Annotated in this window: 23 protein-coding genes and 1 tRNA gene; 8 read left to right on the forward strand and 16 right to left on the reverse strand. The window is 51.1% G+C overall.

Translation table 11 applies throughout. The features are described 5' to 3' along the window. Positions 1 to 30 precede the first annotated feature (30 nt). The 5 genes from ACESNI_RS01550 (at position 31) to ACESNI_RS01570 (ending at position 5,910) form a co-directional block, all read left to right on the forward strand. Positions 31 to 909 carry a F0F1 ATP synthase subunit gamma gene (locus tag ACESNI_RS01550; RefSeq protein WP_373084319.1) on the forward strand — a complete coding sequence of 293 codons (879 nt, stop codon included), beginning with the start codon at positions 31 to 33 and terminating at the stop codon, positions 907 to 909. 52 nt (positions 910 to 961) lie between these two features. Next, positions 962 to 2,383 carry a F0F1 ATP synthase subunit beta gene (gene atpD, locus ACESNI_RS01555; protein ID WP_373084321.1) on the forward strand — a complete coding sequence of 474 codons (1,422 nt, stop codon included), beginning with the start codon at positions 962 to 964 and terminating at the stop codon, positions 2,381 to 2,383. Positions 2,384 to 2,413: 30 nt separating this feature from the next. Continuing rightward, the gene (locus ACESNI_RS01560) at positions 2,414 to 2,815 is read left to right on the forward strand and encodes a F0F1 ATP synthase subunit epsilon (RefSeq protein WP_373084323.1); all 402 of its coding nucleotides are present in this window, start codon (positions 2,414 to 2,416) and stop codon (positions 2,813 to 2,815) included. 148 nt (positions 2,816 to 2,963) lie between these two features. After that, complete coding sequence (locus ACESNI_RS01565) at positions 2,964 to 4,286, forward strand: NAD(P)/FAD-dependent oxidoreductase (RefSeq protein WP_373084325.1); 1,323 nt, start codon at positions 2,964 to 2,966, stop codon at positions 4,284 to 4,286. Between the two features lie 211 nt (positions 4,287 to 4,497). Next, entirely contained in the window at positions 4,498 to 5,910 is a 1,413-nt protein-coding gene (locus ACESNI_RS01570) for a sensor histidine kinase (protein ID WP_373084326.1), read from the forward strand. Positions 5,911 to 5,929: 19 nt separating this feature from the next. Here the strand turns inward: ACESNI_RS01570 and ACESNI_RS01575 are convergent, their stop codons facing one another. The 14 genes from ACESNI_RS01575 to rplU all read right to left on the reverse strand — a co-directional run bounded on the left by ACESNI_RS01575 (position 5,930) and on the right by rplU (position 20,232). After that, entirely contained in the window at positions 5,930 to 7,390 is a 1,461-nt protein-coding gene (locus tag ACESNI_RS01575) for a PilZ domain-containing protein (RefSeq protein WP_373084328.1), read from the reverse strand. 335 nt (positions 7,391 to 7,725) lie between these two features. Beyond that, a complete protein-coding gene (locus tag ACESNI_RS01580) occupies positions 7,726 to 8,196 on the reverse strand; it encodes an RNA pyrophosphohydrolase (RefSeq protein WP_373084331.1) in 471 nt (156 codons plus the stop codon). Continuing rightward, positions 8,193 to 9,968 carry a divergent polysaccharide deacetylase family protein gene (locus tag ACESNI_RS01585; protein WP_373084333.1) on the reverse strand — a complete coding sequence of 592 codons (1,776 nt, stop codon included), beginning with the start codon at positions 9,966 to 9,968 and terminating at the stop codon, positions 8,193 to 8,195. Before ACESNI_RS01585 ends, ACESNI_RS01580 begins: the two co-directional genes overlap by 4 nt. A gap of 83 nt (positions 9,969 to 10,051) precedes the next feature. Continuing rightward, entirely contained in the window at positions 10,052 to 11,344 is a 1,293-nt protein-coding gene (locus ACESNI_RS01590) for a S41 family peptidase (RefSeq protein WP_373084336.1), read from the reverse strand. Further along, positions 11,344 to 12,687, reverse strand: coding sequence for a murein hydrolase activator EnvC (locus ACESNI_RS01595; protein ID WP_373084337.1), 1,344 nt, complete (start codon positions 12,685 to 12,687; stop codon positions 11,344 to 11,346). Before ACESNI_RS01595 ends, ACESNI_RS01590 begins: the two co-directional genes overlap by 1 nt. Next, on the reverse strand, positions 12,674 to 14,251 hold the full coding sequence (gpmI, locus tag ACESNI_RS01600) for a 2,3-bisphosphoglycerate-independent phosphoglycerate mutase (protein WP_373084339.1): 1,578 nt from the start codon (positions 14,249 to 14,251) through the stop codon (positions 12,674 to 12,676). The genes ACESNI_RS01595 and gpmI overlap by 14 nt, the downstream gene beginning before the upstream one ends. Positions 14,252 to 14,295: 44 nt before the next feature. Beyond that, positions 14,296 to 14,754 carry a 23S rRNA (pseudouridine(1915)-N(3))-methyltransferase RlmH gene (gene rlmH, locus ACESNI_RS01605; RefSeq protein ID WP_373084341.1) on the reverse strand — a complete coding sequence of 153 codons (459 nt, stop codon included), beginning with the start codon at positions 14,752 to 14,754 and terminating at the stop codon, positions 14,296 to 14,298. Positions 14,755 to 14,797: 43 nt separating this feature from the next. Continuing rightward, positions 14,798 to 15,157: a ribosome silencing factor gene (gene rsfS / locus ACESNI_RS01610; protein WP_373084343.1), complete on the reverse strand. Its 360-nt coding sequence runs from the start codon at positions 15,155 to 15,157 to the stop codon at positions 14,798 to 14,800. 73 nt (positions 15,158 to 15,230) lie between these two features. Further along, positions 15,231 to 15,836: a nicotinate-nucleotide adenylyltransferase gene (locus ACESNI_RS01615; protein ID WP_373084345.1), complete on the reverse strand. Its 606-nt coding sequence runs from the start codon at positions 15,834 to 15,836 to the stop codon at positions 15,231 to 15,233. 9 nt (positions 15,837 to 15,845) lie between these two features. Next, the gene (locus ACESNI_RS01620) at positions 15,846 to 17,132 is read right to left on the reverse strand and encodes a glutamate-5-semialdehyde dehydrogenase (protein WP_373084347.1); all 1,287 of its coding nucleotides are present in this window, start codon (positions 17,130 to 17,132) and stop codon (positions 15,846 to 15,848) included. 21 nt (positions 17,133 to 17,153) lie between these two features. Next, positions 17,154 to 18,278, reverse strand: coding sequence for a glutamate 5-kinase (gene proB / locus ACESNI_RS01625; protein WP_373084349.1), 1,125 nt, complete (start codon positions 18,276 to 18,278; stop codon positions 17,154 to 17,156). Beyond that, positions 18,266 to 19,330 (reverse strand): GTPase ObgE, encoded by a 1,065-nt coding sequence (gene obgE, locus ACESNI_RS01630; protein ID WP_373084351.1) that lies wholly within the window; start codon positions 19,328 to 19,330, stop codon positions 18,266 to 18,268. The genes proB and obgE overlap by 13 nt, the downstream gene beginning before the upstream one ends. Before the next feature lie 120 nt (positions 19,331 to 19,450). Then, positions 19,451 to 19,708 carry a 50S ribosomal protein L27 gene (rpmA, locus tag ACESNI_RS01635; RefSeq protein ID WP_373084353.1) on the reverse strand — a complete coding sequence of 86 codons (258 nt, stop codon included), beginning with the start codon at positions 19,706 to 19,708 and terminating at the stop codon, positions 19,451 to 19,453. Between the two features lie 5 nt (positions 19,709 to 19,713). Further along, positions 19,714 to 20,232 carry a 50S ribosomal protein L21 gene (gene rplU / locus ACESNI_RS01640; protein WP_373084355.1) on the reverse strand — a complete coding sequence of 173 codons (519 nt, stop codon included), beginning with the start codon at positions 20,230 to 20,232 and terminating at the stop codon, positions 19,714 to 19,716. 239 nt (positions 20,233 to 20,471) lie between these two features. On the opposite strand from rplU, the gene ACESNI_RS01645 reads away from it, so the two are divergent. Continuing rightward, positions 20,472 to 20,561: transfer RNA gene (locus ACESNI_RS01645), tRNA-Ser, on the forward strand. A 34-nt stretch (positions 20,562 to 20,595) separates the two neighbouring features. On the opposite strand, the gene ACESNI_RS01650 is transcribed toward ACESNI_RS01645, so the two are convergent. Next, a complete protein-coding gene (locus ACESNI_RS01650) occupies positions 20,596 to 21,861 on the reverse strand; it encodes a SulP family inorganic anion transporter (RefSeq protein WP_373084356.1) in 1,266 nt (421 codons plus the stop codon). Positions 21,862 to 22,142: 281 nt separating this feature from the next. Further along, on the reverse strand, positions 22,143 to 22,775 hold the full coding sequence (locus ACESNI_RS01655) for a LysE family translocator (protein ID WP_373084358.1): 633 nt from the start codon (positions 22,773 to 22,775) through the stop codon (positions 22,143 to 22,145). Between the two features lie 249 nt (positions 22,776 to 23,024). Between ACESNI_RS01655 and ACESNI_RS01660 the strand changes: the two genes are divergently transcribed. Both ACESNI_RS01660 and cydB read left to right on the forward strand, forming a co-directional pair. Continuing rightward, positions 23,025 to 24,443 carry a cytochrome ubiquinol oxidase subunit I gene (locus ACESNI_RS01660; protein WP_373084360.1) on the forward strand — a complete coding sequence of 473 codons (1,419 nt, stop codon included), beginning with the start codon at positions 23,025 to 23,027 and terminating at the stop codon, positions 24,441 to 24,443. 14 nt (positions 24,444 to 24,457) lie between these two features. Continuing rightward, entirely contained in the window at positions 24,458 to 25,468 is a 1,011-nt protein-coding gene (gene cydB / locus ACESNI_RS01665) for a cytochrome d ubiquinol oxidase subunit II (protein ID WP_373084363.1), read from the forward strand. Positions 25,469 to 25,804: the final 336 nt, after the last annotated feature.

Genomic DNA, 25,804 nt, shown 5'->3' on the forward strand with positions numbered 1-25,804 from the left:
TATTGAGCTTAGGAAAGGGGCCGCCTGACAATGGCGAACCTTAAAGAACTCAAAAACCGGATCAGCAGCGTTAAGTCAACGCAAAAGATCACAAAAGCCATGAAGATGGTGGCAGCGGCAAAACTGCGTCATGCAGAGGAAGCCGCCAATGCTGCGCGCCCCTATGCGGAGCGCATGGACAGCATGATGGCGTCACTGGCGAGTGGTATGATAGGCCGCGACGATGCGCCAAGGCTTCTCTCTGGAACCGGGTCGGATCAGCGTCACCTGATCATTGCGGCGACTGGTGAGCGTGGTTTGTGCGGGGGTTTTAACAACTCCATCGCCAAGGCGGTCTCGCACCGGGTTGACAAGCTTATGGCTGAGGGCAAGGATGTTAAAATTCTTTGCGTGGGAAAAAAGGGCCGGGACGCTCTGAAGCGGAAATATGGCCATTTGATCGATGGGCTCGTCGATCTATCAGGTCCGAAGCGGATTGGCTTTGGCGATGCCCTGCCTATCGCGCAACAGGTGCTTGGAATGTATGACGCGGGCGAATTTGACGTCTGCACGATATTCTATGCCAAGTTTATCTCGGTTATGACGCAGGAAGTCACGGGGCAGCAAATTATCCCGGCACCCGTACTGGAAGGCCAAAGCGACGAGAATAGCGACATTGTCTATGAGTATGAGCCTGACGAGGAAGAAATTCTTGCGGAGCTTCTCCCGAGAAACCTGTCGGTCCAGATTTTCCGTGCCCTGCTTGAAAATGCGGCTTCCGAGCAAGGTGCCCGTATGTCGGCAATGGAAAACGCAACACGTAATGCAGGGGAAATGATTGATAAATTAACCTTGCAATATAACCGTGAACGCCAGGCGGCGATTACGAGTGAACTGATTGAAATTATCTCTGGTGCGGAAGCCCTTTAGGACTTCCCATCGTTTTTTTAAGAACTAAAGTGACCCTGTAGGGAGCATGAAAATGGCGAAAAGTGTCGGCAAAATTACCCAGGTGCTGGGGGCCGTCGTGGACGTTCAATTCGACGGCGAATTGCCTTATATTCTGAACGCTCTGCATTGTGAAAATAACGGCCAGCGGCTGGTTTTGGAAGTTGCGCAGCATCTTGGCGAGAATACCGTGCGAACAATTGCCATGGACGCGACAGAAGGTTTGGTTCGCGGCCAGGAGGTAACCGACACCGGCGACGCAATTCGGATGCCGGTTGGACCGGAAACGCTTGGACGCATTATGAATGTGGTTGGTGAGCCCGTCGACGAACGGGGTCCCATCAAAACATCCAAAACCTCGCCTATTCATGCCCCGGCCCCGGATTTTGCCGATCAGTCGACAGAGTCTGAAATTCTGGTGACCGGTATCAAGGTCGTCGACCTGCTCGCGCCTTATGCAAAAGGTGGTAAAATTGGCCTGTTCGGCGGTGCCGGTGTGGGCAAGACGGTTTTGATCATGGAGCTGATCAATAACGTTGCCATGGGCCATGGCGGTTATTCCGTGTTTGCCGGTGTTGGCGAGCGGACGCGTGAAGGGAATGACCTTTACTATGAAATGATCGAAGGCGGCATTATCGACCTTGAAGGCGACAAGTCGAAAGTGGCACTTGTCTATGGTCAGATGAACGAGCCTCCGGGAGCGCGTATGCGGGTGGCACTGTCCGGACTGACCCAGGCGGAGTATTTCCGTGATGTCGAAGGGCAGGACGTGTTGTTTTTCATCGATAATATCTTCCGCTTTACGCAAGCCGGTTCTGAAGTGTCCGCACTTCTTGGGCGTATCCCGTCCGCGGTGGGCTATCAGCCGACACTAGCTACTGACATGGGCGCCTTGCAGGAACGTATTACCTCGACCAATAAGGGCTCGATCACTTCGGTTCAGGCTATTTACGTGCCTGCCGACGATTTGACGGACCCGGCCCCTGCAACGTCATTTGCCCATCTTGATGCGACGACTGTTCTCTCCCGTCAGATTGCGGAGCTCGGGATTTATCCGGCCGTGGATCCGCTGGATTCCACTTCACGTATGCTGGACCCGGCGGTTGTTGGCGAACGTCATTATGGCATTGCCCGTGAAGTGCAGGAAACCCTGCAGACATACAAATCGCTGCAGGATATCATTGCCATTCTGGGAATGGACGAATTGTCGGAAGAGGATAAACTTATTGTCGCCCGGGCTCGGAAGATCCAGCGCTTTCTGAGCCAACCGTTCCACGTGGCAGAGATATTTACCGGGTCGCCCGGTAAATTCGTAAAGCTCGAAGACACAATTGATGCTTTCGAAAAGATCTGTGCCGGTGAATATGACGAACTTCCAGAATCCGCTTTCTATATGTGCGGTGGTATTGAGGAAGTGATTGAAAAGGCCAAGAAACTGGCTGCAGAAGCGGCCTGATTGCTGCTGCCTGAAGGAGTGCATAATTAGATGGCCGAAATGATAACCATGGACCTTGTGTCACCTGAGAAGCTTATGCTCTCGGCCGAATACGAAATGGTTGTTGTACCAGGTGCAGAGGGTGATTTTGCGGTGCTTGCAGGGCATGCACCCATTATTTCCACACTGCGCCCCGGTGTAATCAGCATTTATGAAGGTGATAAGGAAAAAGAGCGGATTTTTGTAAACGGCGGCTTTGCTGAGGTTTCAAATGACAAACTCACTGTTCTTGCGGAAGAAGCTATCTACGTCGCTGATCTAAACCGTGCAGACCTGGAACAACGTGTCCAGAATGCCCGCGAAGACGAAGAAGATGCTAAGGATGATGAGACCCGTCGTCGTGCCATCGAAAACAGGGATCATCTCCAGCAACTTCTGGAAGCTCTGAACTAGAGTAGCCGGTGAATTTCACGCGTATAAAGAGGTCCTGACGGGCCTCTTTTTTATGTCTGAACGCTGGATCGGGAAATTAATGTAGTACAGTTTTCATTCCAAGCTACGGTTTTGAACGTAATTTTGAGGGTTAGTCATAGTTGAGAAGATGAAAACGGTGATCATCGCAGGCGGCAGTATTGCCGGTCTCGCGTCGGCGAAAGCATTATCGGGGAAATTTGAAAAGATTCTGATCCTTGAACCTGATGCCTTTGATCAACATGGAGAGGTCAGGAAGGGGACGCCGCAGGCCAATCATGTTCATGGCCTTTTAAAAGGCGGTAGCGACGCCCTCACGCATTTATTTCCGAACCTGCCGAAACGACTAAAAGAGCGAGGTGCCGTTTCGTGTGATTTTTGTCAGGACGTGCGGTGGTATATAAATAAAAAATGGATGCCGCGATTTTGCGGACCCCTCCCGATCTCATTTCAAACGCGATCGTTACTGGAGCGGTGCATTCGTGACGAGGTGCGGCAATTATCTAATGTCGAATTCATAACGGGATGCCGGGTGAAGGATTATCGGCTGGATGCGGAGGGAAAACGCATTGTCGCGGCGGTGGTCGAGCGTGACAACGGAACGACAGAAACTCTTAATGCGGAATTCTTTATCGATGCGACAGGGCGGGGCAGCCTGTTTCCAAACTGGCTGAGCCGAAATGGTTTTGGGGCCGTTAAGGTAGACAAGGTCAAGGTTGATCTGGGGTATGCAAGTTGCCTGATGGAATTGCCAGCCGGAGAAAGAGATTGGCAGAGTATCCTGATTTATCCGAAAGGACCGGAGGAGGTAAGAGGGGCGACCCTGGTTAACGTGGAGGATGACAGATGGATGCTGACACTTGCAGGATATCATAATGATCATCCGCCTGCGGATATTGACGGATATATGACGTTCGCAAAGACCCTGCCTCAACCGGACATCTATGAGGCGGTAAAAGATGCCAGAATTCTTACCCCCATCAAAATCCACAAATTTCCTTATGGGCAGAGACGCTATTACGGTGATTTGCCGAGGTTCCCTAAAGGCATTTTGCCGGTTGGGGATACAAACGCCAGTTTAAACCCGCTATTTGGGCAGGGGATGAGTGTCGCTGCGTTGTCCGCAAAGTCGTTGTCGCATCTGGCTGAAAGTACAAATTTTGCTGATACGAAAAGCCTGAAAGCTCTGAAAATGGGATATTTTCAGTCTCTACGCCATATATTTGCGACCCCTTGGGGGCTCGCCTTAGGTCAGGATTTCCGTTACCCAATGACGATAGGACCAAAACCGTTCGGGCTTTCCGTGAAAAATGCTTTAAAGGAAATTATTATGGGTGCCTCTTCCACAGAAATAATAGAGCGATTTTACCAGGTTGTACATCTCGTCGAAGAGGAGAAGTCTTTCTATCATCCCAAATGGATTTCTAAATATTTCCGACCAAGAACGAAGTAAAGTAAAAGCTGACCTTATGGAACAGAAGGTGATATTATGCTTTTAATTCCTTTTTTACCTGTAGAATTAAACAAGATCATTTTAGCTAAGGATTAATAAAATCTTTACCACCTTTCTATAGGTTGCAGATTGCAGAAATTTTAAATGCATGGATGCGTTGGCGGTAAAATTGCAATTTTTCTTAGGACATTTATCTACGATTGAATCCGTTATGAACGGAACAGTTATTCGCAGGCTTTCGCTGCGATTTGTAGATAATGCTGTCGAGAGTGCCTATAACGATACAGCGGTTGCCCGGTCACGTGCCGTGATGAGGCTGTCTCTTCTCTCTGCCGTATTGATTTACGGTTGCTTTTCCATTCTTGATTTCTATGTGATTCCTGAAGTTTTTGAGACGGCATTTTTTATTCGATTTGGGGTCGCCATCCCGATTTTCCTAATTACGCTGTTTCTTACCTATACAAAATATTATGCTAGGATAGCCCAGGCTGGGGCTGCTTTTTGCATGCTTGCATCGGGTCTCAGTATTATCGTGATGACGGCGATTTCTGACCAGCCCGGCAATTATTTGTACTATGCCGGCCTGACGCCGCTAATTATATTTTGCTGTTGTCTGCCGCCTACAAGATTCTTGTATGCGACCTCTGTAACGGCTTGTCTAATTATTTCCTATCATATTTCAGCGGTCATTTTGAATCCAATACCGTTGTTGATTTTGCTCGGAAATGATTTCTTCCTGTTATCTGCGGCCGGTATGGGTGTTTTCGCGGCGTATTTCCAGGAACTGGCTCAGCGTCGTGACTTTATGAATATGCGGCTCCTGGAGGATGAGCGCGTGAAAAGTGATATACTGGCGGAAAAAGCGCAGGCCGCGAACCACTCGAAATCGGAATTTCTGGCGATCATGTCGCATGAATTGAGAACGCCCCTTAATGCCATTATCGGATTTTCCGAAATTCTGGAAAAGGAGATGTTTGGTCCTCTCGGGAAGGAGCAATATAAAGAATATTCAAAGGATATCAATGTCAGCGGGCAACATCTTCTTAGTATTATCAATGATATTCTCGATCTGTCGAAAGCAGAAGCTGGCAAATTGACCTTGCAAGAGGGTGCCGTTTCGCTTGCAGATGTCGTGAACTCGACTTTACGAATTATCCGAGATCATGCGGCGGAGCGGGGTGTCCGGTTATCATTTGACGTTCCAACTGAAAACTACGAGTTAAAGGGTGACCCACGTTTGTTGGCCCAGGTATTCCTAAACCTCTTTTCAAATGCCGTTAAATTCACCCATAAGGGCGGCTCGGTACGAATAGGTTTTGAGGAACAGTTGAATGGTAATTTGCAGGTCAAGATCACGGATACCGGTATCGGAATTGATCCGGAAAATATCGAGAAGGTATTCGCGCCCTTTGTCCAGATCGAAAGCTCCATGTCCCGCAGCTATGAAGGGACAGGTCTCGGTTTGCCACTATCCAAGAATATCATGGAATTACATGAAGGCAGTATCAAGCTAGACAGCCGCCTTGGCGAGGGAACAAGTGTAATCGTTGAGTTTCCGAAGAAACGGATTACCATCCCACACCACGCCCGTACTGGGGATACACAGAAACGGGCGCGCGGCTAAGTGTCTCGCTGAGAAAGTACTATTCCGGTTTCGTAATAATGAGCAGGTGACAGTGACCGGTTGAATCCACCACAACTTCACGCTTTGCATTCGTTTCAAGCTCTTTCGTCAATTCCAGCATTTCTTGCTCATCACGATGGACCAACGTCCAGTCGCACACATATTCTACCTGCCAGCTGAGACTTTCGTCCGATGTTCGCATACAGCCAATAAGCAGGGTGCCGCCGGGAACAAGATTGGCATAGAGATCGGTGACAAGCTTCGTTCCACGCTTTGCGCCTAGATAATCCGCGAGCCCTACTGCATAGATCAGGTCCTGCTTATCCAGCTTTTTGAACAGTTTTCCCGTTGCCAAGAACTCAAGAAAGGTTGCATGCAGGCATTTTACCGACGCTTTTCCATCAAGCCGGGAGACTTCCGGATACGTGCTTTTATACGCATAGGATAACGCATCATGATCCTGATCAATCAGGGTGAAATTAATCGATATCGGCAAAGGAGAAGACTTCAGGAAATTTGCGACTTCCTGTGCCGGGCCACATCCCAGACTGGCAACATTAAACGATTTTTGCCCTTTTGCAGACGCGCGTGAACTTAAACTGGCAATCATCTGTTTGGTCATCGTCATGCGAGTTGCAATAAATTCGCCGGTCGATGTCCCGAGACGATGACAGAATTTTTCGTATGCGGTCGCACCTTCCAATACCAGATTATAGGCATAATTCATAACCTGATAGTCGCCCGGGTATCCGAGGGGTTTCATATACGCTCGGTTCCAACTGGCGCCCGCCATGAGTTCGGGCGTCAACAATAGCTCGGTATAGCGTTTTGTCGCGGCAATAGCGAGTGTATCGCCGTCAAGTGCCTGCGTGATTTTCAGACAGGTTTTCGATATCTCCCGCCACTGCTCCAGGGCCTTTTCCTCGCAGGCGAGGACAATATCCTTTATGCGATCTTCACCGCGAGAATCATTGCGCCCTAAATCTTTTTCGACTTTTTCTAACAACTCCCGTGCGGATCGAAGCATGTAGACGGCGTCCCCGATCGCCTGCTTATATTCGCCCGGAACAAGATGGGCGTGGTCAGACAGGCCGCTAGAAATTGTGTGTTGTAGGGCGAGGTCATCATGTTGTTCGAGGATTTTCTGGATATCCAGAAATCCTTTTGTAAGCTCAATAGCGATTTTATGCTGGTTTTCATGGGGTTCAATACGACGGATTTTACCGTTGCCGATAAAAATTTCAGTCGTCCCGAGTTTCAGCTTAAGCGGAACATCCCTATTCATCTCATCGAGCCATGAAGAGTTTTCGGGACTGACAAAGCTGATGCCGCTCATGCTGATATCAAACAAATCAAAAGTTTCGTTATCAACATTTACAACAGGAGAAATGCTTTTCATCAATGTTTTAGCATCGAAACGTTCGGCGCGGTAGAAAACGCGTCTACCTTCTCCGCCCGCAAGCTCTTCATAATGTTTCATGTCACGCTCACTATACGATTACTAAAAAATACTTAAAACAGTATAGGTAGTAGCGGCTTTCTGCAACCTACTACATCTAAAATATTTACAACTCCGGGCTTCTTACAGTACCTTCCCCAGCCGCCGTACAAATTAACCATATTTATTAACTAGAAATCTAAATATGATTAACAATTAGTTAATATTATACGCGTAACTTAAATGCAAAGACAACCCAGTTAAGAAGCAAATTTTACTAAACAAAAAAGAAAAACTAAATATTGTGGGTTTTAGTTCAAATGCCGATATTTTTTTCCACAAATTGTGTTTTTAGGCATTGGAGTTTCAGAGTATTTCTAGATGTGGGGCTTAAATTCTCTGACGATTGTTTCATAAAGGTCACGTTTGAATGGAACAATCAGATGCACAAGGTCGTTAATATCTGCCCATTTCCATTCTGAAAATTCTGGATGGACGGTTTTAATATTGATCTCTCCGTCATCTCCCAGAAACCGGAATAAAAACCATTTCTGCTGCTGCCCGCAGTATCTGCCTTTCCAGATCTTTCCGACGAGGTTGTCCGGCAGATCATAGGTCAACCAGTTATCGAGACGGTGCAATAAAGTGACATTGCGCGTTCCAATTTCCTCTTCAAGTTCACGGTAGGCTGCCTCCAGAGGGTCTTCATCCGGATCGATACCCCCTTGCGGCATTTGCCAATGTTCGCTCACCATATCCAGACGTCGTCCGACCAGAACCTTGCTTTTGTCATTGATAACCATCATTCCGGCGCACGGCCGATAGGGAAGAGTTTTGGGCTCCGTCATTTGATTTCCTGTCTGTTTACGAGGGCTGAAATCGGCGCCAATACGATCCCCCTTTCAGCCAAGGTTGCGGCCCAGGCGCGTAGATGTTCGAACGTAAGCGGATGCGGATATCCGATACCGATCGCAGAGCCGGTTCGTTTCGCTATCTCCTCCAATATTTCCAGCCGGGCATCGATTGTCTCGCCATTCGCCTTGTGATCAAGGAAACGATTGTTTATTGCCACTGGAATTTCCAAGGCGTGGGCAATCGACGCTGCGACACTGTCACTGGCAGTTCGGCTATCGAGATACAGCAGGCCGCGGGATTTTACCTCGGCGAGAACCGGTTGGATGTTTTCCGCCGAAGCGGTAAATTTCGACCCCATTTGGTTTGTTATGCCAACGTAGCCTGTAAATCGTTCCAATGCCCAATTCAGCCGGGCGAGGTTCTCCTTTGCAGAGAGATTTGTCAATAAGGCATGCGGCCCCGGATCGTAAGCTGGATAGCCTTTCGGTTCCATTGGCAATTGAAGAAGAACTTCATGCCCAGCGTCTCGCGCCTCGGTCACGATCTTCTGTAAATTTCGGGCGTAAGGGTTAAAGGCGAGCGTCATGTTCGCGGGCAGATTTTTGATCGCAGCGTTGGTATAGGTGTCGCTTACGCCCATTTCACTGATGACAATCGCAATTCGGGGGAGATTTTTAGGATCCTCAAAAGGCTGGGCATTTTCCTGCCAAGGCAGCTTTTGCGCGAGTAGGGGCTCAGTGGCCGCAGGTGTTTTTGCGGGCTCCGGCGCTGCCACTGCCGTTGATGTGGAACTCCCCTCCAAGTCATTTTGCGGTTGCCTGTCCGGCACCTTTGTCGGCTCAACAGAAAGCGTTTGCGTGTCGCCCGCCTCACTTGTTGCAGGCGCATCATCATCCATTGCAGTCACTTCGGGGGGCGTAGCCTCACCTTGCTCATCTTTCCGGGTTACGTCTTTTGTTTTATCATCTTGTTCCGAAGGTGACGCCTGCACGACCACCTCCGGCAGCATCGCTTCCGGCTCACTCTCTGAGATCGGCTCTTTCTCAATATTAGCGGCCGTCTCCGGTAACTGCGGTTCGATTTTCTTTTCAACAATTTGTTCAGATGCAGCGGTTTCATCGGACGCCGGGACGTCCTCGGGGAGAGGGGGCTCTGCCAGTGGTTCGGTGGAGGGGGCTGTCTTGTCGGCAGTGGGCAATTGGTCAGTCGTCGGCGTTAGCACTGTGGCCGCCGGCTTTTCTGGCGATTCCCTATCGAAAGGCTTTGTCGCCGGATTTAGATCAGGAGTGATAACTTTGGCCTCGCTCTCGGTCGCGCTCTCTTCCTGAATTGGCGACGGTTCAATCTCCGGTTCGGCCATTAGCGGACCAGGGATATCTGCCTTTTGAGTTAGTAAAGGATTGTCTACAGCTTCTGCCTTTTGGCCCGCATCCGGAATAGTCGTATCGGCTTGCGGTGTCGCGGCTATGATTGGTGGAGCAGGAGGTATATCCGGAATTTTAGAAACGGAACTTTGGGGCTCCGCCTTCCTTTCTACTTCAGAAACGGGCTTGTCCGGTTCGATTGGTGGTGTAACCGCTACTGGCTTTTCAATTTCAGCGCGGGCCGTTACTGCCTCCGGTCTGGTCCGCAGGCTTTCGTTCAAATAAAACCATCCACTAACACCGATGACGGCAAGGATGACCAAAAAGCAGACAACAAACAGAACCGACACCCGGCTGTCGGGAGTCGGTTTTGGTACGCGGCTTTTATTTACATTCTGCAATAGCCCGGCCTTATCAACAAAATCGGGGCCTGAAATCAAAATATATGGAATTCAGGGCCCCGACCCCGAGCCTTATCTGACGTTTATTTGGTATCTTTCTTGGCAAACAACCAGACACCTTTTAAGAGATCCTTTGCCCGAAGAAGCTGGTAATCAAGTTTTTCATTAGGACTTTCGACGGCAGCATTTTCATCCACCGTCGGCGTGACTTCGCCGCCATTTACCAAATGGTTGCGCAGATCCGCTTCCGACCTGCCCGTGACGCGTTCTACAACTTCCAGTTTCGCCTGTTCGACTTCAATATCCGGCGTAATCCCCTTTGCCTGTATCGATGTGCCGGACGGTGTGTAATAGCGTGCGGTCGTCATACGCATGGCGCCATTTCCCTGCAGGGGAACAATTGTCTGCACTGATCCCTTGCCGAAGCTTCTGGTGCCAAGAATAACCGCACGGCTGTGATCCTGTAAAGCACCAGCAACAATCTCCGAGGCGCTGGCGGATCCGCCATTTATCATGACGATGATTGGTTTGCCATCGATGATGTCGTCAGGTTTTGCATTGTAGCGCTGGGCGTCCTCACTTCTCCGACCGCGTGTCGAAACGATCTCCCCTTTTTCCAGGAAGTCATCCGAAACCGCGATAGCCTGATCAAGCAATCCACCAGGGTTATTGCGAAGATCAAGGATCAACCCTTTGAAGTCAGCGCCCGCTTCGGCTTTCAGCTTTTCAACCGTCTTTCGAAGGCCCGTGTCGGTCTGTTCCGTAAAGCTGGAAATGCGGACATATATTATATCGTCGCCTTCGAGCCGCCCGCGAACGGACTGCACTGTAATAATGGCCCGTGTCAACGTGACCTCAATAGGGTCCTTCTCCCCTTCGCGGCGGATAGTAAGCGCCAGATCCGTATCGACAAGTCCGCGCATCTTTTCGACGGCTTCGGCCAAGGTCAGGCCGAGAACTGCTTCGCCATCTAAATGGGTAATATAGTCGCCTGCGAGTATGCCGGCTTTTGCAGCGGGCGTATCATCGATTGGCGACACGACTTTCACCAAACCATTTTCCATGGTAACTTCGATGCCCAGACCGCCAAATTTACCCTTGGTTTGCACCTTCATGCCGTCATAATTCTTTGGGTTGAGGTAGCTTGAATGCGGATCAAGTGAACTCAGCATCCCGTTGATGGCGGCTTCTATAAGTTTCGAATCATCTACTTCCTCGACATAGTCTTCGCGAATTTTTGCAAATACATCACCGAACAAATTCAGCTGACGGTAGGTTTCCGAACTCGCCTCGACCCGATCATCAGGTGTGGTTATAATGGCGAAAGACAATACTAGCACTGCTATTGCCAAAGCACCTGTCACAACATTTCTCATTATCCACTGACCTTTCTATTCGTAGCCACTAACCAGGGGATGGGGTTAATGGGCGCGCCGTTATTTCTTAGTTCCATATAGAGTCTTGGTTTTTCTTTACTACTGTTTTTCATCTGTCCAACCGGTTCACCGGCTAAAAGCAGTTGTCCGGTGGTGGCAACAATTGATCCCAAACCTGCAAGCAATGTATGGAAACCATCACCGTGATCGATGATTACCAGCAACCCGTAATGCCGAAACGGACCGGCGAACGCAATTTCCCCGTCAAACGGAGAGATAACGGCAGCATCCGCCCTCGATTCAATAACAATTCCCTTTTCCTGCCCAGAGGCGGATGATTCACCGAACTTTGAAATTATCCTACCACCAACTGGTAAAGGAAGGGTACCTTTGGCATCCAAAAAATGTTGGAATGGTACGACGCTGGCCATCTGCTCGGCTGCTTTAGGTGGTTTCGCTGGGACGGGCACAGGGGGCGAGGAAAGAGGAACCTCAGCTTTTTTGGCCTGTAGTTCCTGTTGTCGCTGACGCTGTTCCAGTTCTTTACGCGCAATTTCCTGTTCCAGGCGCTCCTTGTCGAGAGCTGCCTGACGCTTTTTTTCTTCATCTAACCGGCCGATCAAATCGGTTAGATCCTGAACATTGGCCGTCAGCTTTTCAAGCCGTGCCTGTTCAGACTTACTGGCCATCGCTATTTTTTCCTGCGCCGTATTTTTGGTTGCCAGCAGGCTATCCAGTTCTTCTTGATCCGTAACCCGCTGATCGCGCAACGATATATAGGTTTCTTTCTCGGTAGCATACTGCTCTCGCAGGCTGGCTAGCGATTCCAACTGATGCGACAGTTGATCCGCATTCTTCTTGAGGGTCGGCAGAATGGATTGTAAAAGCGCCGATGCCCGCAGACTATCAACAAGGCCTGCCGGATTTCCCATCAAGGTTCCTTCTGGCTGGCGACTCAGATTTATCAATGCAGAAAGTGTATGGGCAAGCTCGATATTTCGCTTCGATAAATCTGCGAGAGTATCATCTTCAACCTGTCGTATTTCCTCAAGGCGTTGTTCAACATCAATAAGGTTCTGGTCAACGGCGGTAAGATTGCGGGCGGCAATGACTAGTTTTTGTTTGAGGGCCTTTATCTCGCTGTTGAGATTCTGCAATTGAGCTGAAAAACTTTCTTTTCTGCTGGTCGAGGCAGCCAATTCGTCTCGCAGGGCTGTCAACTCTTGATCGGGTGTTGCTGCAGCAGCCTGAAAGGGGCCAATCAGCAACAGCCCAAACACCGCGACGGTAATCGGTCTCAAAATACGGTGAACGGGTAAAAAGCTCAACTCAGGACGCAACACGATTCTTTTCCAGGTCCTCTCCATCTTGTAAAAGACTTACACCAGTCATTTCCGCCGGAACATCCAGCCCCATCAATGTCAGAATGGTGGGTGCGATATCGGCCAGGGTTCCATTTTCAAGTTTCGTCGCTTTTTCTCCGACCGCGAGAACCAGCGGGACGAGGTTGGTGGTATGCGCAGTATAGGGACCCTTTGTCGTCGGGTCCCGCATCATTTCAATATTTCCATGATCCGCTGTAATCAGCATAACGCCATGGACTGCATCAATCTGCTCTGCCAACCGGCCGATGCACCCGTCGATGACTTCTACCGCCTTAATTGCTGCGCTCATCACTCCCGTGTGGCCAACCATGTCCGGATTGGCAAAATTGACCACAATAAGATCAAATTTGTTTGAACGGATCGCCGTGATCAGTTTCTGTTCGACTTCGGGGGCCGACATTTCCGGTTGAAGATCGTAGGTCGCAACTTTCGGGCTGGGAACAAGGATACGTTCTTCTCCCTTGAATAAGCGCTCCTCTCCGCCATTGAGGAAGAATGTGACATGAGCATATTTTTCCGTTTCGGCAATGCGCAGTTGCGTCCGCCCCGCCGCAGAAACAACATCGCCCAAGGTATGGAGAACCGGCGTTTGAGGGAACAGCGCCGGTACGTACTTTAAAAGCTCACTTGAATATTCTACCATCCCCTTTATTCCGGCGAGCGCAGGGCGGGCGCAGCAGTTAAACCCGTCGAAGTCCTTTGCCGTTATGGCAACAAGAAGCTCCCGGGCTCTGTCGGCACGAAAATTGGCCATGATAAACCCATCACCATCCTTGATGCCGCCATATCCGGTGGCAATGCAGGGTTTGATGAATTCGTCTGTTTCGCCGTCCGCGTAGGCGGCCCGAATAGCGTCCACGGGATTAGTGAAGACATGCCCCGCAGCCTTGAAAATGGCGTTATAGGCAATTTCCACCCGATCCCAGTTAGAGTCGCGATCCATGGCGAAATACCGGCCGCATATCGTGGCAATCTCGGCATTTTTGAGCGACTTGAGCTGGGTATTCAAGGTATTTGTATATTCGGCACCGCTTTTCGGAGGGGTGTCGCGGCCATCCATAAAACCGTGAAGGCGCACCGGAACACCCGCCGCATCAACAATTTTTGCTAATGCGAACAAATGATCCTGATGTGAATGGACGCCGCCCGGTGAGAGCAATCCGGCAATATGACAGGTGCCACCGGAAACTTTCAGCTTTAATATCAGATCTATAAGCTCTGGATTTTTCGCCAATCCCCCAGAGGCGATCGCCTGATTTATCCGCGGCAGGTCCTGCAGGATAATTCGGCCGCTGCCGATTGCCATATGCCCGACTTCGGAATTTCCCATTTGCCCGTCAGGCAGGCCAACATCGGAACCGGACGTTCCTAGCAAACTATGCGGACGGGTTTTAAGCAAACGATCCCAATTCGGTGTGTCGGCCTCTGAGATCGCATTATCAACGCTGGTGGCGCTATGTCCCCAGCCGTCAAGAATGCAAAGTAGGACAGGGCGATTTCTCTGAGTATCTAAATGGGTCATGATAGCGTCTTTATAATACCGTTGGGCTCAAGTTTCCAATATAATCACGCGCGGTGATATGGATGATTCGCGAGGATTGACGTGGCGCGATAGAGTTGCTCCGCCAGTAACCCCCTGACCATTAAATGGGGCCAGGTCATCGGACCCAAGGACAACAATCTGTCGGCACCTTGCAGAGTCGTCTGACAATGCCCGTCAGCGCCTCCAATTAGAAAGGCAACGTTCTGGGTCCCATCATCTGCAAGCTGTCCCATGAGTTTTGCAAATTCCGTACTGCTCATCGCGCGGCCTTTTTCATGAAGGGCTATCACTTTGGCGCCGTCTGGAATTGCCTTCATGAGAAGCTCAGCCTCCCGGCGTTTACGTTTTTCGCCGGTGAGCGGTTTTTTTTCGTCAACTTCCTTAAGCTCAAGCGGCCAAGAAAGGCGGCTGGCATATTCGTTATAAAGTGCTTCCAAGGGGCCGCCCCGAAACTTGCCGACGCTGGCAATCGTGAGGCGCATAGGGCCCTCCTGTATGCTCTACGCTAATTCCTAAGGCGAGAAATCAGCTAATCATTTCCATGGGAATATCCGGAGCCCAGATTTTTTCCAGGTTATAGAAATTCCTCACTTCCGGTCGGAACAGGTGAATAATGATGTCACCGGCATCAACCAGAACCCAGTCACCGCTGGTCTGTCCTTCAATCCGGACCGATCCAAACCCTGCTTCCTTGATCCGCGTTTTCAAATGATCGGCCATTGCCGCAACCTGACGCGAGGAGCGGCCATTGGCAATAATCATATAATCTGCAAAAGAGGTTTTACCGGCGAGGTCGATCGAAACAAGTTCTTCCGCTTTATCGTCATTCAAGGTTTCTTCAACGAGATCGCGGAGATTAGCAACTACAGCTTTGTTAGCTTTCATAATAGGGGTCAATTATTCTCCATATATGTGATCATCTCACGTACTTACTCCCCTAATTTGGGAATTTTTTAAGTCAAGAGCAAGCTTTTCCTGCAGTGTCACGATAATTTCTTATCTCCGTACTACTCACTTTATGAGCAGTTTGTGGAAGATATGTCCATGCGGGAGGTTTCATCGTCGGAAATGCTCGGAGGGATATTCCCGCCGAATTCGCCAAAACGCGGTTTTCCTTATATTTTTGCGCAACCATTCCATTCAAGGCTTTATATCTATAACCGGGTCGATTGAAAACAGCGATGGGAACCTGATTCATGATGCTTTCCCATCGATACCAGTGCGGGAATTGCACGAGGTTGTCTGCCCCCATCAGCCAGACAAATTTATGTTGCGGATAAGTCACTTTGAGGGCCGCAATGGTTTTCGCCGTTTGGCTGGTGCCGGCGCGATTTTCAAAATCGGATATCTTTATCTTCGGATGTCGGGCGGCCTCCTTGGCCGATGCCAGCCGTTCGTCATATTCGGCCATGCCCGTTTCGGACTTCAGAGGGTTTTGCGGGGACACCAGCCACCATATCTGATCCAGGGCCAGAACCTTCAGAGCTGTTAGGCTGATATGGCGGTGGCCATCGTGGGCCGGATTAAACGATCCGCCCAGCAGTCCGATTTTAAGTGCCGGCATTGATTCGTTTCAAGGCCGCGTCTGGCCGGTCCCTTTGACAATATATTTGAAGCTGGTGAGCTGTTCGACACCGACCGGGCCACGGGCGTGCAGTTTTCCGGTTGAAATGCCGATTTCCGCCCCCATGCCAAATTCGCCGCCATCGGCGAACTGGGTTGAAGCATTTCTGAGCACGATGGCGCTGTCCACTCTGTCGGCAAATATTTTTGCGGCAGCATCATTTTCGGTAATAATGCAATCAGTATGATGGGAGCCATATGTTTCAATATGATTGATCGCCGCCTCGAGATCATCGACGATCCTGATAGATAAAATCGGCTCCAGATACTCCGTTCGCCAGTCATTCTCTGTTGCCGGAGTAACGCGGGCATCAAGGGCTTGCACGGCGCTATCGCCCCGGATCTCACAGTCCATGCCGACAAGTGCCTCGATAATTCCGGGAAGCTGTGCGTCGGCAATATCGCGATTTACGAGAAGGGTTTCAAGGGCGCCGCAGACACTGACCCGGCGCATCTTGGAATTAATAACGATATCATGGGCCTTGTGGGCATCGGCGTTCTTATCAATGTAAATATGGACCAGTCCGTCCAGATGCGAAAAGACCGGAATCCGGCTTTCCTGCTGGACCCGTTCAATCAGGCTGCGTCCGCCGCGGGGAACAATGACATCGATATAGGCGGACATGGTCAGCAGTTCGCCGACAGCGGCACGGTCGGTTGTCGGGATCATCTGAATGGTGTCGCGTGGTAGATTGGCGGCAACAAGTCCCTCCTGCAGGCAAGTCCAGATGGCATGACTGGAATGATAACTTTCCGATCCGCCCCTTAAAATACAGGCGTTGCCGGCCTTCAGGCAGAGGCTGCCCGCATCTGCCGTTACGTTGGGACGCGATTCATAAATTATACCGATGACGCCCAAGGGCACGCGAACCCGTGAGATTTCAAGTCCGTTTGGACGATCCCATTCGGCAATCACCTCACCAACCGGATCCGGGAGTTTTGCAATGTCCTCAAGCCCTGACGCCATGGCGTCAATGCGGTCCGGATTAAGAAGCAGGCGGTCCTGCAGGGCGGCTGAGATACCCTTTTTCCGGGCGGCAGCCATGTCGAACGCATTGGCATCAAGGATATCTTTCGCGCGCGCGCGCAGGGCCTTCGCCGCCAGCAGAAGAGCTTTGTTCTTTACCTCCGTCGGGGCGAGAGCCAATGTCCGCGCCGCCTTTTTAGCATTGCGGCCCAGTTTCTCCATCATGTCGACAATGGCTTCGCTCTCGTTTATTTTCCGCTGTATCGTCATGACTATTGTCCGTTTTTCAGGTCAGTTTAACGCTAGCTCGTCTCGGTGAATCATCTCATCACGGCCAGAATAGCCGAGAATTTCAGTAATCTCACCACTTTTATGGCCAATTATCTTTTCTGCGTCCTCTGATGAATAGGCAATAAGGCCGCGGCCTAATTCCCGTCCGTCCATATTCGATACCGTGACAAGGTCGCCGCGTTCAAACGGACCGGCGATTTTGATTACCCCGGCCGGGAGCAGGCTCTTGCCGGACTTGAGCGCGGTCTCGGCGCCTTTGTCGACAAATATCCGTCCGCGGGAAGTAAGGCTGGCTGCTATCCATTTCTTTCGGGCTTTGCGTGGTGTATCGCGGGCTATAAAACAGGTGCTGTTGGCTCCCTGTTCCAGCGCTCTTAATGGATGAGGTATCGTGCCGCTGGCAATGAACATGTTACAGCCCGCTGCCATGGTAATCTGTGCCGCTTTTAACTTGGTCGTCATGCCGCCACTGCCGACCGAAGTTTGTGATTTCCCGGCCATGGACAGGATTTTATCATCCAGCGTTCGCACTTCGGCAATGAGTTTCGCGGATTTGTCGGTTTTAGGATCAGCGTCGTAAAGCCCGTCTATATCGCTTAACAGAACTAGGCAGTCTGCACTGATCATTTGCGCAACCCGCGCCGCCAGCCGGTCGTTGTCACCATAGCGGATTTCGCTGGTGGCAACGGTGTCATTCTCGTTGACGACGGGGAGGGCCCCGAGGTCCAGCAGCGTTGCAATGGTGCTTCGGGCGTTGAGATAACGCCGCCGTTCCTCTGTATCTGTGGGGGTCAGCAGAATTTGCGCGACCTGAATTTTCTGAAGCGCCAGAATTTCCTGGTAGGCATGGGCAAGCTGGATCTGCCCGGCGGCGGCGGCGGCTTGGCTTTCCTCCAGTTTCAACGGTCCGGAACGCAGGCCGAGTACATGGCGCCCCATGGCGATGGACCCGCTGGAAACAATAAGAACCTCTTGGCCGCGCCTGCGCATATGGGCAATATCTTCCCCAAGCGCAGTCAGCCAGTCACGCCGTATCTTGCCGGTCTCGCCGTCAACAAGCAGGGCAGAGCCAATCTTGACAACAACGCGTTGCGCGTCGGTGAATCTGGAAATCAGGGTTGCCATGTCGAGGGTTCTTCACCAGCAAGCGCTTTCATTTCGGCCTCTTGTTCCGCCCGTTCTTCGGCTTTACCTGCTTCTACAATTTCCAGCAGAGTGAACAGCATCTGCTCCACATTCTCGCCAGTCACCGCGGAAATCATCTGGATTGGTTTGTTGGCAACTTTTTTGAGCGCCTTGACTTTCTTTTTCTTCTCCTCATCGGAGAGTGAATCCATCTTGTTGAGTGCGAGAACTTCCGGCTTGTCGGCCAGCAATTCAGCGTAGGCGGATAGTTCTTTGCGAATCGTCAGGTATGCGCCTGCCACATCGTCCTCAGTGCCATCAATCAAGTGGAGGAGGACTCGGCAGCGTTCCACATGGCCGAGAAACCTGTGGCCAAGACCTATCCCCTCTGACGCCCCTTCGATCAGGCCGGGAATGTCGGCGATGACAAATTCCCGCTCACCCGCGGCGGCGACACCAAGCTGGGGAACCAGGGTAGTAAACGGATAATCCGCGATTTTCGGCTTTGCCCGGCTGGTGGCACTCAGAAATGTCGACTTTCCAGCATTTGGTAGTCCGACGAGGCCGACATCGGCAATGAGCTTCAAGCGCAGCCAGATCCAGCGTTCTTCGCCCGGCCAGCCGGGCTCTATCTTTCGAGGGGCGCGATTGGTGGAGGTTTTGAAGGCAGCATTTCCGCGCCCGCCGTCGCCGCCCTTGCAGAGAACAAGTTTCTGTCCGACTTCGGTGAAATCGGCAATAATTGTTTCGTTGTCTTCTTCGAGAATCTGCGTGCCGACAGGAACCTTCAAGATCACATCATCAGCCGCCGCCCCGGATCTATCCCGTCCCATTCCGTGGCCGCCACTGGAGGCCTTGAAATGCTGCTGGTAGCGAAAATCAATCAACGTGTTCAGGCTGTCCCCGCATTCAATGATGACAGAGCCGCCCCGCCCGCCGTCACCGCCGTTGGGGCCGCCAAACTCGATATATTTCTCACGCCGGAAGCTGAGCGCGCCGGGCCCGCCATTGCCGGAGCGAAGATAGACCTTGGCTTGATCCAGAAATTTCATAACCCTGCTGCCTACCGTTTGCGTTGCCGGAGAAATTCCCGGAGACTATCGTGTAAATAAAAAAAGGGGAATGGTCGGACCATTCCCCTTCTTCAATCTCTTAACCGTTTTGGAGAGGCGTTACGCCTGCTGCTCCACGGATACATAGACTTTTCCGCCACTTTTTTTGGTAAATTTAACATTACCATCGGTAACGGCGAAGATGGTGTGATCCTTGCCCATGCCAACATTCACGCCCGGGTACCATTTGGTGCCGCGCTGGCGTAGAATGATATGGCCGGGGATAACCTTTTCCCCGCCATATTTTTTGATGCCGAGACGGCGACCCGCTGAATCACGGCCGTTGCGGGATGAACCACCAGCTTTTTTATGTGCCATCTAGCTTACTCCTCGGTTTTCTTGGCTGCGGCTTTCTTCGGCGCAGCTTTTTTCGGGGTTTCTTTTTTAGCAGCCGCTTTCGGGGCCGCCGCTTTTTTCGGCGCGGCCTTCTTTGGCGCAGTGTCCGGCTTTTCCACTTTTTCTGCGGTGTCAGCCTTGACGGGCTTAGATGCTGCTTTCGCCTTCGGCTCTGCGGCTTTCTTCGCACCCTTGGCGGAAATATCCGTTATCCGGAGAACCGAAAGATTCTGGCGATGACCGGCCTTGCGGCGATAATTCTGCCGGCGCTTTTTCTTGAAAACGACGATCTTGTCTGCCCGCGCCTGCTCAAGCAGTGTTGCGGACACAAAGGCACCTTCCAGCAAGGGGGCGCCAATGGACAAGGCGCCGTCGTCACCTGTTATGGCCAGAACCTGGTCCAGCTGCACGTCATCGCCGGCTTCGCCCGTTAGGCGTTCGACCTTGATAACGTCGTTTTTGGCGACTCTATATTGCTTGCCGCCGGTTTTGATCACTGCAAACATGGCTGATCCGTTTCAAACATAATGAATAGGCCGCCAAGACCGAGTTCTTCGCGCACCGCAATTGAAGGCCGCAATATATCCATGGACAGGGCGAAGTCAACAGGATTCAGGCTTGATTTTAAAGTTTTTAGGCTATTCTGCGCTTGCGCCGCCAAATGCCATGCGTTAAAAGCCGGTCTCCAAGAGAAACGGGACAGGCCGCAGGCTGATTATAGCCTTGACCCGCCGTTTCTCCCTGCGGTCGGTTGGCAGAGTGGTTGAATGCGCCGGTCTCGAAAACCGGTAAGGGTGCAAGCCCTTCGAGAGTTCGAATCTCTCACCGACCGCCACTTGTCCCCTATCAGGAAATATTATCCTTCGCTGTCACCTTTCAGGCGGCGACCAATCGCTTCCTTCGGTCTTGCGCCGACTTAAACGCAAAGCAAGGCCAACTGAAACACCGACACCTATTGCCACAGTCAAATCAACAACGACGGTTAGTATCAGGGTAAGGAATAGTAGAAGTAAGTCGGTTTTACTGCCGCGTGCATATACTCCCCATTTGTGTGGTTCGGTCATGTTCCAGGCGGTAACAACGAGAAGTGCCGCGAGGGCCGGCATGGCGAGATAGCTCGCGAGCGGAGCTGCAAATAACATAACCAGCAGAATGACGGCAGCGTGGACAATTCCTGCCACGGGAGTCTTTCCTCCAGCCTTGATGTTCGTTGCCGTTCGCGCTATCGCGCCTGTCGCCGGAAGGCCCGTGAATAGCGCTGAGGCAATATTGGCTATACCTTGGGCCGATAATTCGGCATTCGGTCTGTGGTGGCCCTCTATCATCCTGTCGGCAACCATCGCCGACAGAAGCGATTCGACCGCAGCCAGGAAAGCGATAATGAAAGCGGAGGGTAGCAACTCAATAATCCGGGAGGGTGAAAAGTCAGGCATTTGCGGCCAAGGTAACTGGCTTGGAAGCTCCCCAAAACGGGAGCCAAGCGTATCCACCGGCAATGACATGAAGATAACCAAGGCGGACCCTATGCTTACAGCGACGATGAGGCCCGGAAAGCGGGGCGCAATACGGCGCAGGACAACAATCAAAATGAGTGTGACAAGCGCAATGGCGAATGTTGCCAGACTGAAGGTATCTCGCCCATGCCAAAGGGCGGGGATTTTTTCGAGGAAATCAGCGGGAACATTATCGACAGCCAGACCGAGAAAATCCTTTAACTGGCTTGTCGCGATAATAATACCAATGCCAATGGTAAAACCATTCACGACAGCCTCCGGAACAAAAGCAATCAGATTTCCCGCGCGAAAATATCCAGCAATAAGCAGAATTATGCCAGCCATGAACGTTGCCAGAACAAGGCCATCATAGCCATGCTGGGCAATAACGCCAAAAACCACGACAATAAAGGCTCCTGTCGGGCCACCGACCTGAACGCGGCTCCCCCCAAACAATGAAATCAGAAATCCTGCTACGATAGCGGTTACAAGTCCCTTGGCCGGGTCAGCCCCGGAAGCAATCGCAATGGCCAGGCTGAGCGGCAGGGCCACCATCGCCACAGTCACTCCCGCTAACAGGTCGGCTGCAAAAAGCGACCAGCTATAGGATTGAATAGTTGTAAAAATCTTTGGCTCGCGCATGTCGAAACCCTGTTGCTTAACCCATAAAATATCACAAATTTGCTGTGAGTTTAAAAGTTCGCTGTTACTAGATAATCTGATATTTGGAACAACCCGATACCAACTGATCTTATGAAAACGCGTCTCGGGATTTAATCACTTATAGGACCTCAATCTAGCGGTCGTAAATAGTATGATTACTTTGGTGGCCTTGAACGAGGCGGAAAGGCAGGATCTGAAGTCAATTTGCCTGATAGACTAATCAGTCGCTATTTAACTATTTTAAGGATAGCCATTTTCTTTTATCCGCGCGATGCCGCTAGGTTCACGCCTAGTGCGATTAAAATTCCACCCCCTACGCGGTGGGCTAACCGATTGGCGGTCCGAGAGGCAGAAAACAGCCGCATGGCTTTCGCCGACAAAAGCACACAGGCGACATCGGTAATGGAGAACATGAAATTGACGATCGTGCCAAGGATGAGGATTTGCAGCCAAATTGGGAAAGTGGCCCCTGGATCCGTAAACTGCGGCAGGAAGGATAAATGAAACAGGGCGGTCTTCGGGTTGAGTATTTCAACAGCGATGCTTTGGGTCATTGCTTTCCGGGAAACTGGGGGCGTTTTTTTCTGATTGGAAACGGAGACGACGTTTCTGGAGATGAACATGCGATAGCCGAGCCATATCAAATAGGCGGCCCCGACAAGCTTGACGACCTCGTAAAGAACGGGCACTGCCTTGAGGAGAATAGCCAGGCCGAGCGCCGCCGCGCATATATGGACGTACCCGCCGAGGTGAAGCCCAACCGCCGCCAGCCATCCTGCTTGTCGCCCGTTTGAAATAGTTCTCGCGGCGGCATAAAGCAGTCCGGGACCTGGAATACAGGCGAATATGGCCGTCGCAATAAAAAACGGCATCAGCAAATCAAATGTGGGCATGTCGAACATCCTGAGTAAGCCGAAAAAGCATTTTTCCGGAGCTGTGAATTTACACAGCAGCGCGACTTTCATACTCATTCGGGCCGTGTTTAAAAGCAAGTCCCATAATAAGATGATATAATACCGCATATCGCGATCGCTATTTTTACACATAAAAAGCGTTAAATTGCCGCAAGCCCGTGGAATTCAATGACATTTCGCGAACGAATGCTATTATGTCATTGGAATTTAAACACGCGGAGCGGCTGGATGTTCGATATTAGTGCCTTGGATCTTGCCAGAATGCAGTTTGCGTTCACCATATCGTTTCACATCATTTTTCCCGCTTTTTCTATTGGTCTTGCAAGTTATCTGGCGGTACTTGAAGGCTTGTGGCTGCTGACAAAAGATAATGTCTATATGCGGACCTTTAATTACTGGCGGACCATATTCGCCATCGGATTTGGTATGGGTGTGGTCTCCGGCATTGTCATGGCTTACCAGTTTGGGACGAATTGGGCGGTTTTCTCGGACAAGGCGGGGCCTGTGATCGGTCCCTTGATGGGCTACGAGGTTATGTCCGCTTTTTTCCTGGAAGCGGGCTTCCTGGGCGTGATGCTGTTCGGCCAGAAGCGTGTCGGGCCGAAACTGCATTTTTTTGCGACCCTGATGGTCGCAGCGGGAACACTATTTTCTGCTTTCTGGATCTTGTCAGTGAATTCCTGGATGCAGACGCCAACGGGCCATACGATCAATGCGGCGGGTCAATTTGTGCCGGACGTCTGGCTTAATGTCATTTTTAATCCGTCTTTTCCCTATCGTTTCGTCCATATGGTGCTCGCCGCTTATTTGACGACCGCGTTCGTCGTCGGCGCGGTAGGCGCCTATCATCTGTTGAAGGTTCGGACAAACAGACATGCACAGGTCATGTTCTCAATGGCGATGTGGATGGCTGCCATTGTCACGCCAATCCAGATGTTCGCGGGGGATCAGCACGGGCTGAATACGCTGGAATATCAACCGGCCAAAATCGCGGCGATTGAGGGACACTATGAAAACGTTGCGGGCGCCCCCCTTGTACTGTTCGGCATTCCGGACGATGAAAAGGAGAAACTCCTTTATGCTATTGAAATCCCGAGATTGGGGGCCCTGATCCTGACACATACATGGGATGGGGAGCTGCGGGGCTTGAAATCCTTTCCCAAAGCCGATCGTCCCAATACGTTCATTGTGTTCTGGGCATTCCGGGTGATGGTCGGGATGGGGATTATCATGTTGGCCATTGGAATCTGGAGCATTGTACGACGCCTGCAAGGCAGGCTTTTTGAAGATCCCTTGCTGGCGCGAGCTGCGGTCATGGCAGGCCCGGTTGGATTTATCGCAGTACTCTGTGGATGGATCACCACGGAGGCGGGGCGGCAACCCTGGACAGTTTATGGCTTGCTCAGAACGGCAGACAGTGCTTCCTCGTTGAATGCCGCCGAGGTCGGCATCTCGTTACTCGCCTTTATTGTGATATATTTCACGCTTTTCGGCGCCGGTGTTTATTATATGCTGCGGTTGATGGCGAAGCCGCCGATCAATGAAGAGGCAGAACCGAGTGAACGCCTCAAAAAGGCATATGGTATTACCGCAACCCCGATGACGGGGGAGCCGACAAGCGGTGGCCCTGACCCTGACAGGCGATGAGAAGGAGATAAAGAATGGAACTTGATTTACCTCTCATCTGGGCGGCCATTATTGCCTTTGCTATTCTTGCTTATGTTTCCCTTGATGGATTTGACCTTGGCGTTGGCATCCTGTTTCCTTTTGCGCCGGAGAAATTGCAGCATCGGGACTTGATGATGAACTCTGTCGCACCGATTTGGGACGGAAACGAAACCTGGCTCGTACTGGGCGGCGGAGGACTGCTCGCAGTTTTCCCGCTCGCCTATGCCGTGGTTTTACCGGCACTTTACGTTCCCATAATCGCGATGCTTCTCGGCCTGATCTTCCGGGGTGTGGCGTTTGAGTTTCGCTGGCGGGCATCTGACCGCAACCGGATTTGGTGGGACCGCTCGTTTGCCTTCGGCTCGCTTCTGGCAGCGGTTTCGCAAGGGGTCTGCCTCGGAGCGCTGATTCAGGGTATCGAAGTTGCTGACAGAAGTTTCGCTGGGGGCCGTCTTGACTGGCTGACGCCGTTTTCCCTCCTGACGGGAGGAGCACTTGTTGTTGGATATGTCATGCTTGGCGCTACTTGGCTGGTGATGAAAACAGAAGGGGAGCTACAGATATTCGCCCGCAAATTTGCAATGATATCAGGGTTTCTGACAATGGCGCTTATCGGTCTGGTCAGTCTTGTAACCCCTTTCCTCGATGCAGAATATCACCATCGCTGGTTTGAGGGAGGCAATCTCGTTTTCAGCGTCATCGTCCCCTTCCTGCTTGCAGTTTGTGCCGTGATTATGTTTTTAGGCCTGAAACGGCATCATGACAAACGCCCGTTTTTTGCTGCTCACGGGATATTTTTCCTTTGCTACGTCGGTATCGGCATCAGTTTTTACCCCCGTATGGTTCCGCCTGATCTGACCATCTGGGCGGCTGCGGCGCCGGACAAGAGCCTGGGCTTCCTGCTCGTTGGAACAGTGTTTCTGATCCCAATGATTATTGCTTATACTGCTTACAGTTACTGGGTGTTCCGGGGGAAGGTCGACCCGAATAGTGGATATCACTGATGCGACCCTTGCTGCAAAAATGGGTGTGGTTTGTTGGTCTGTGGATATTGGGGGTTTCGGTTGTTGGTGCCGTGGCCTATATAATCCGCTTGTTTTTGATGCCGTAAATACATGAAAGAGAGTATTCGGCAGATAAAGATTCTATAAATGAAAGCGCTAAGCGCGCGAAACTCTCTTGCGCAGGCCAATTGACTGGAATACGGTATTAAAAATTATCTGCGCAGCAGATCTGTGGAAGGAAAGCTGTTGTGCTAATGTTGCCGGTGTGAGATTACCGGACGGGTAATTTATTGGCGCGGTCGGTTTTATTGAACGACTATTGTCAAGGGGGGGAGC

The organism is Sneathiella sp. (genome assembly GCF_041689005.1).
Classification (GTDB): domain Bacteria; phylum Pseudomonadota; class Alphaproteobacteria; order Sneathiellales; family Sneathiellaceae; genus Sneathiella.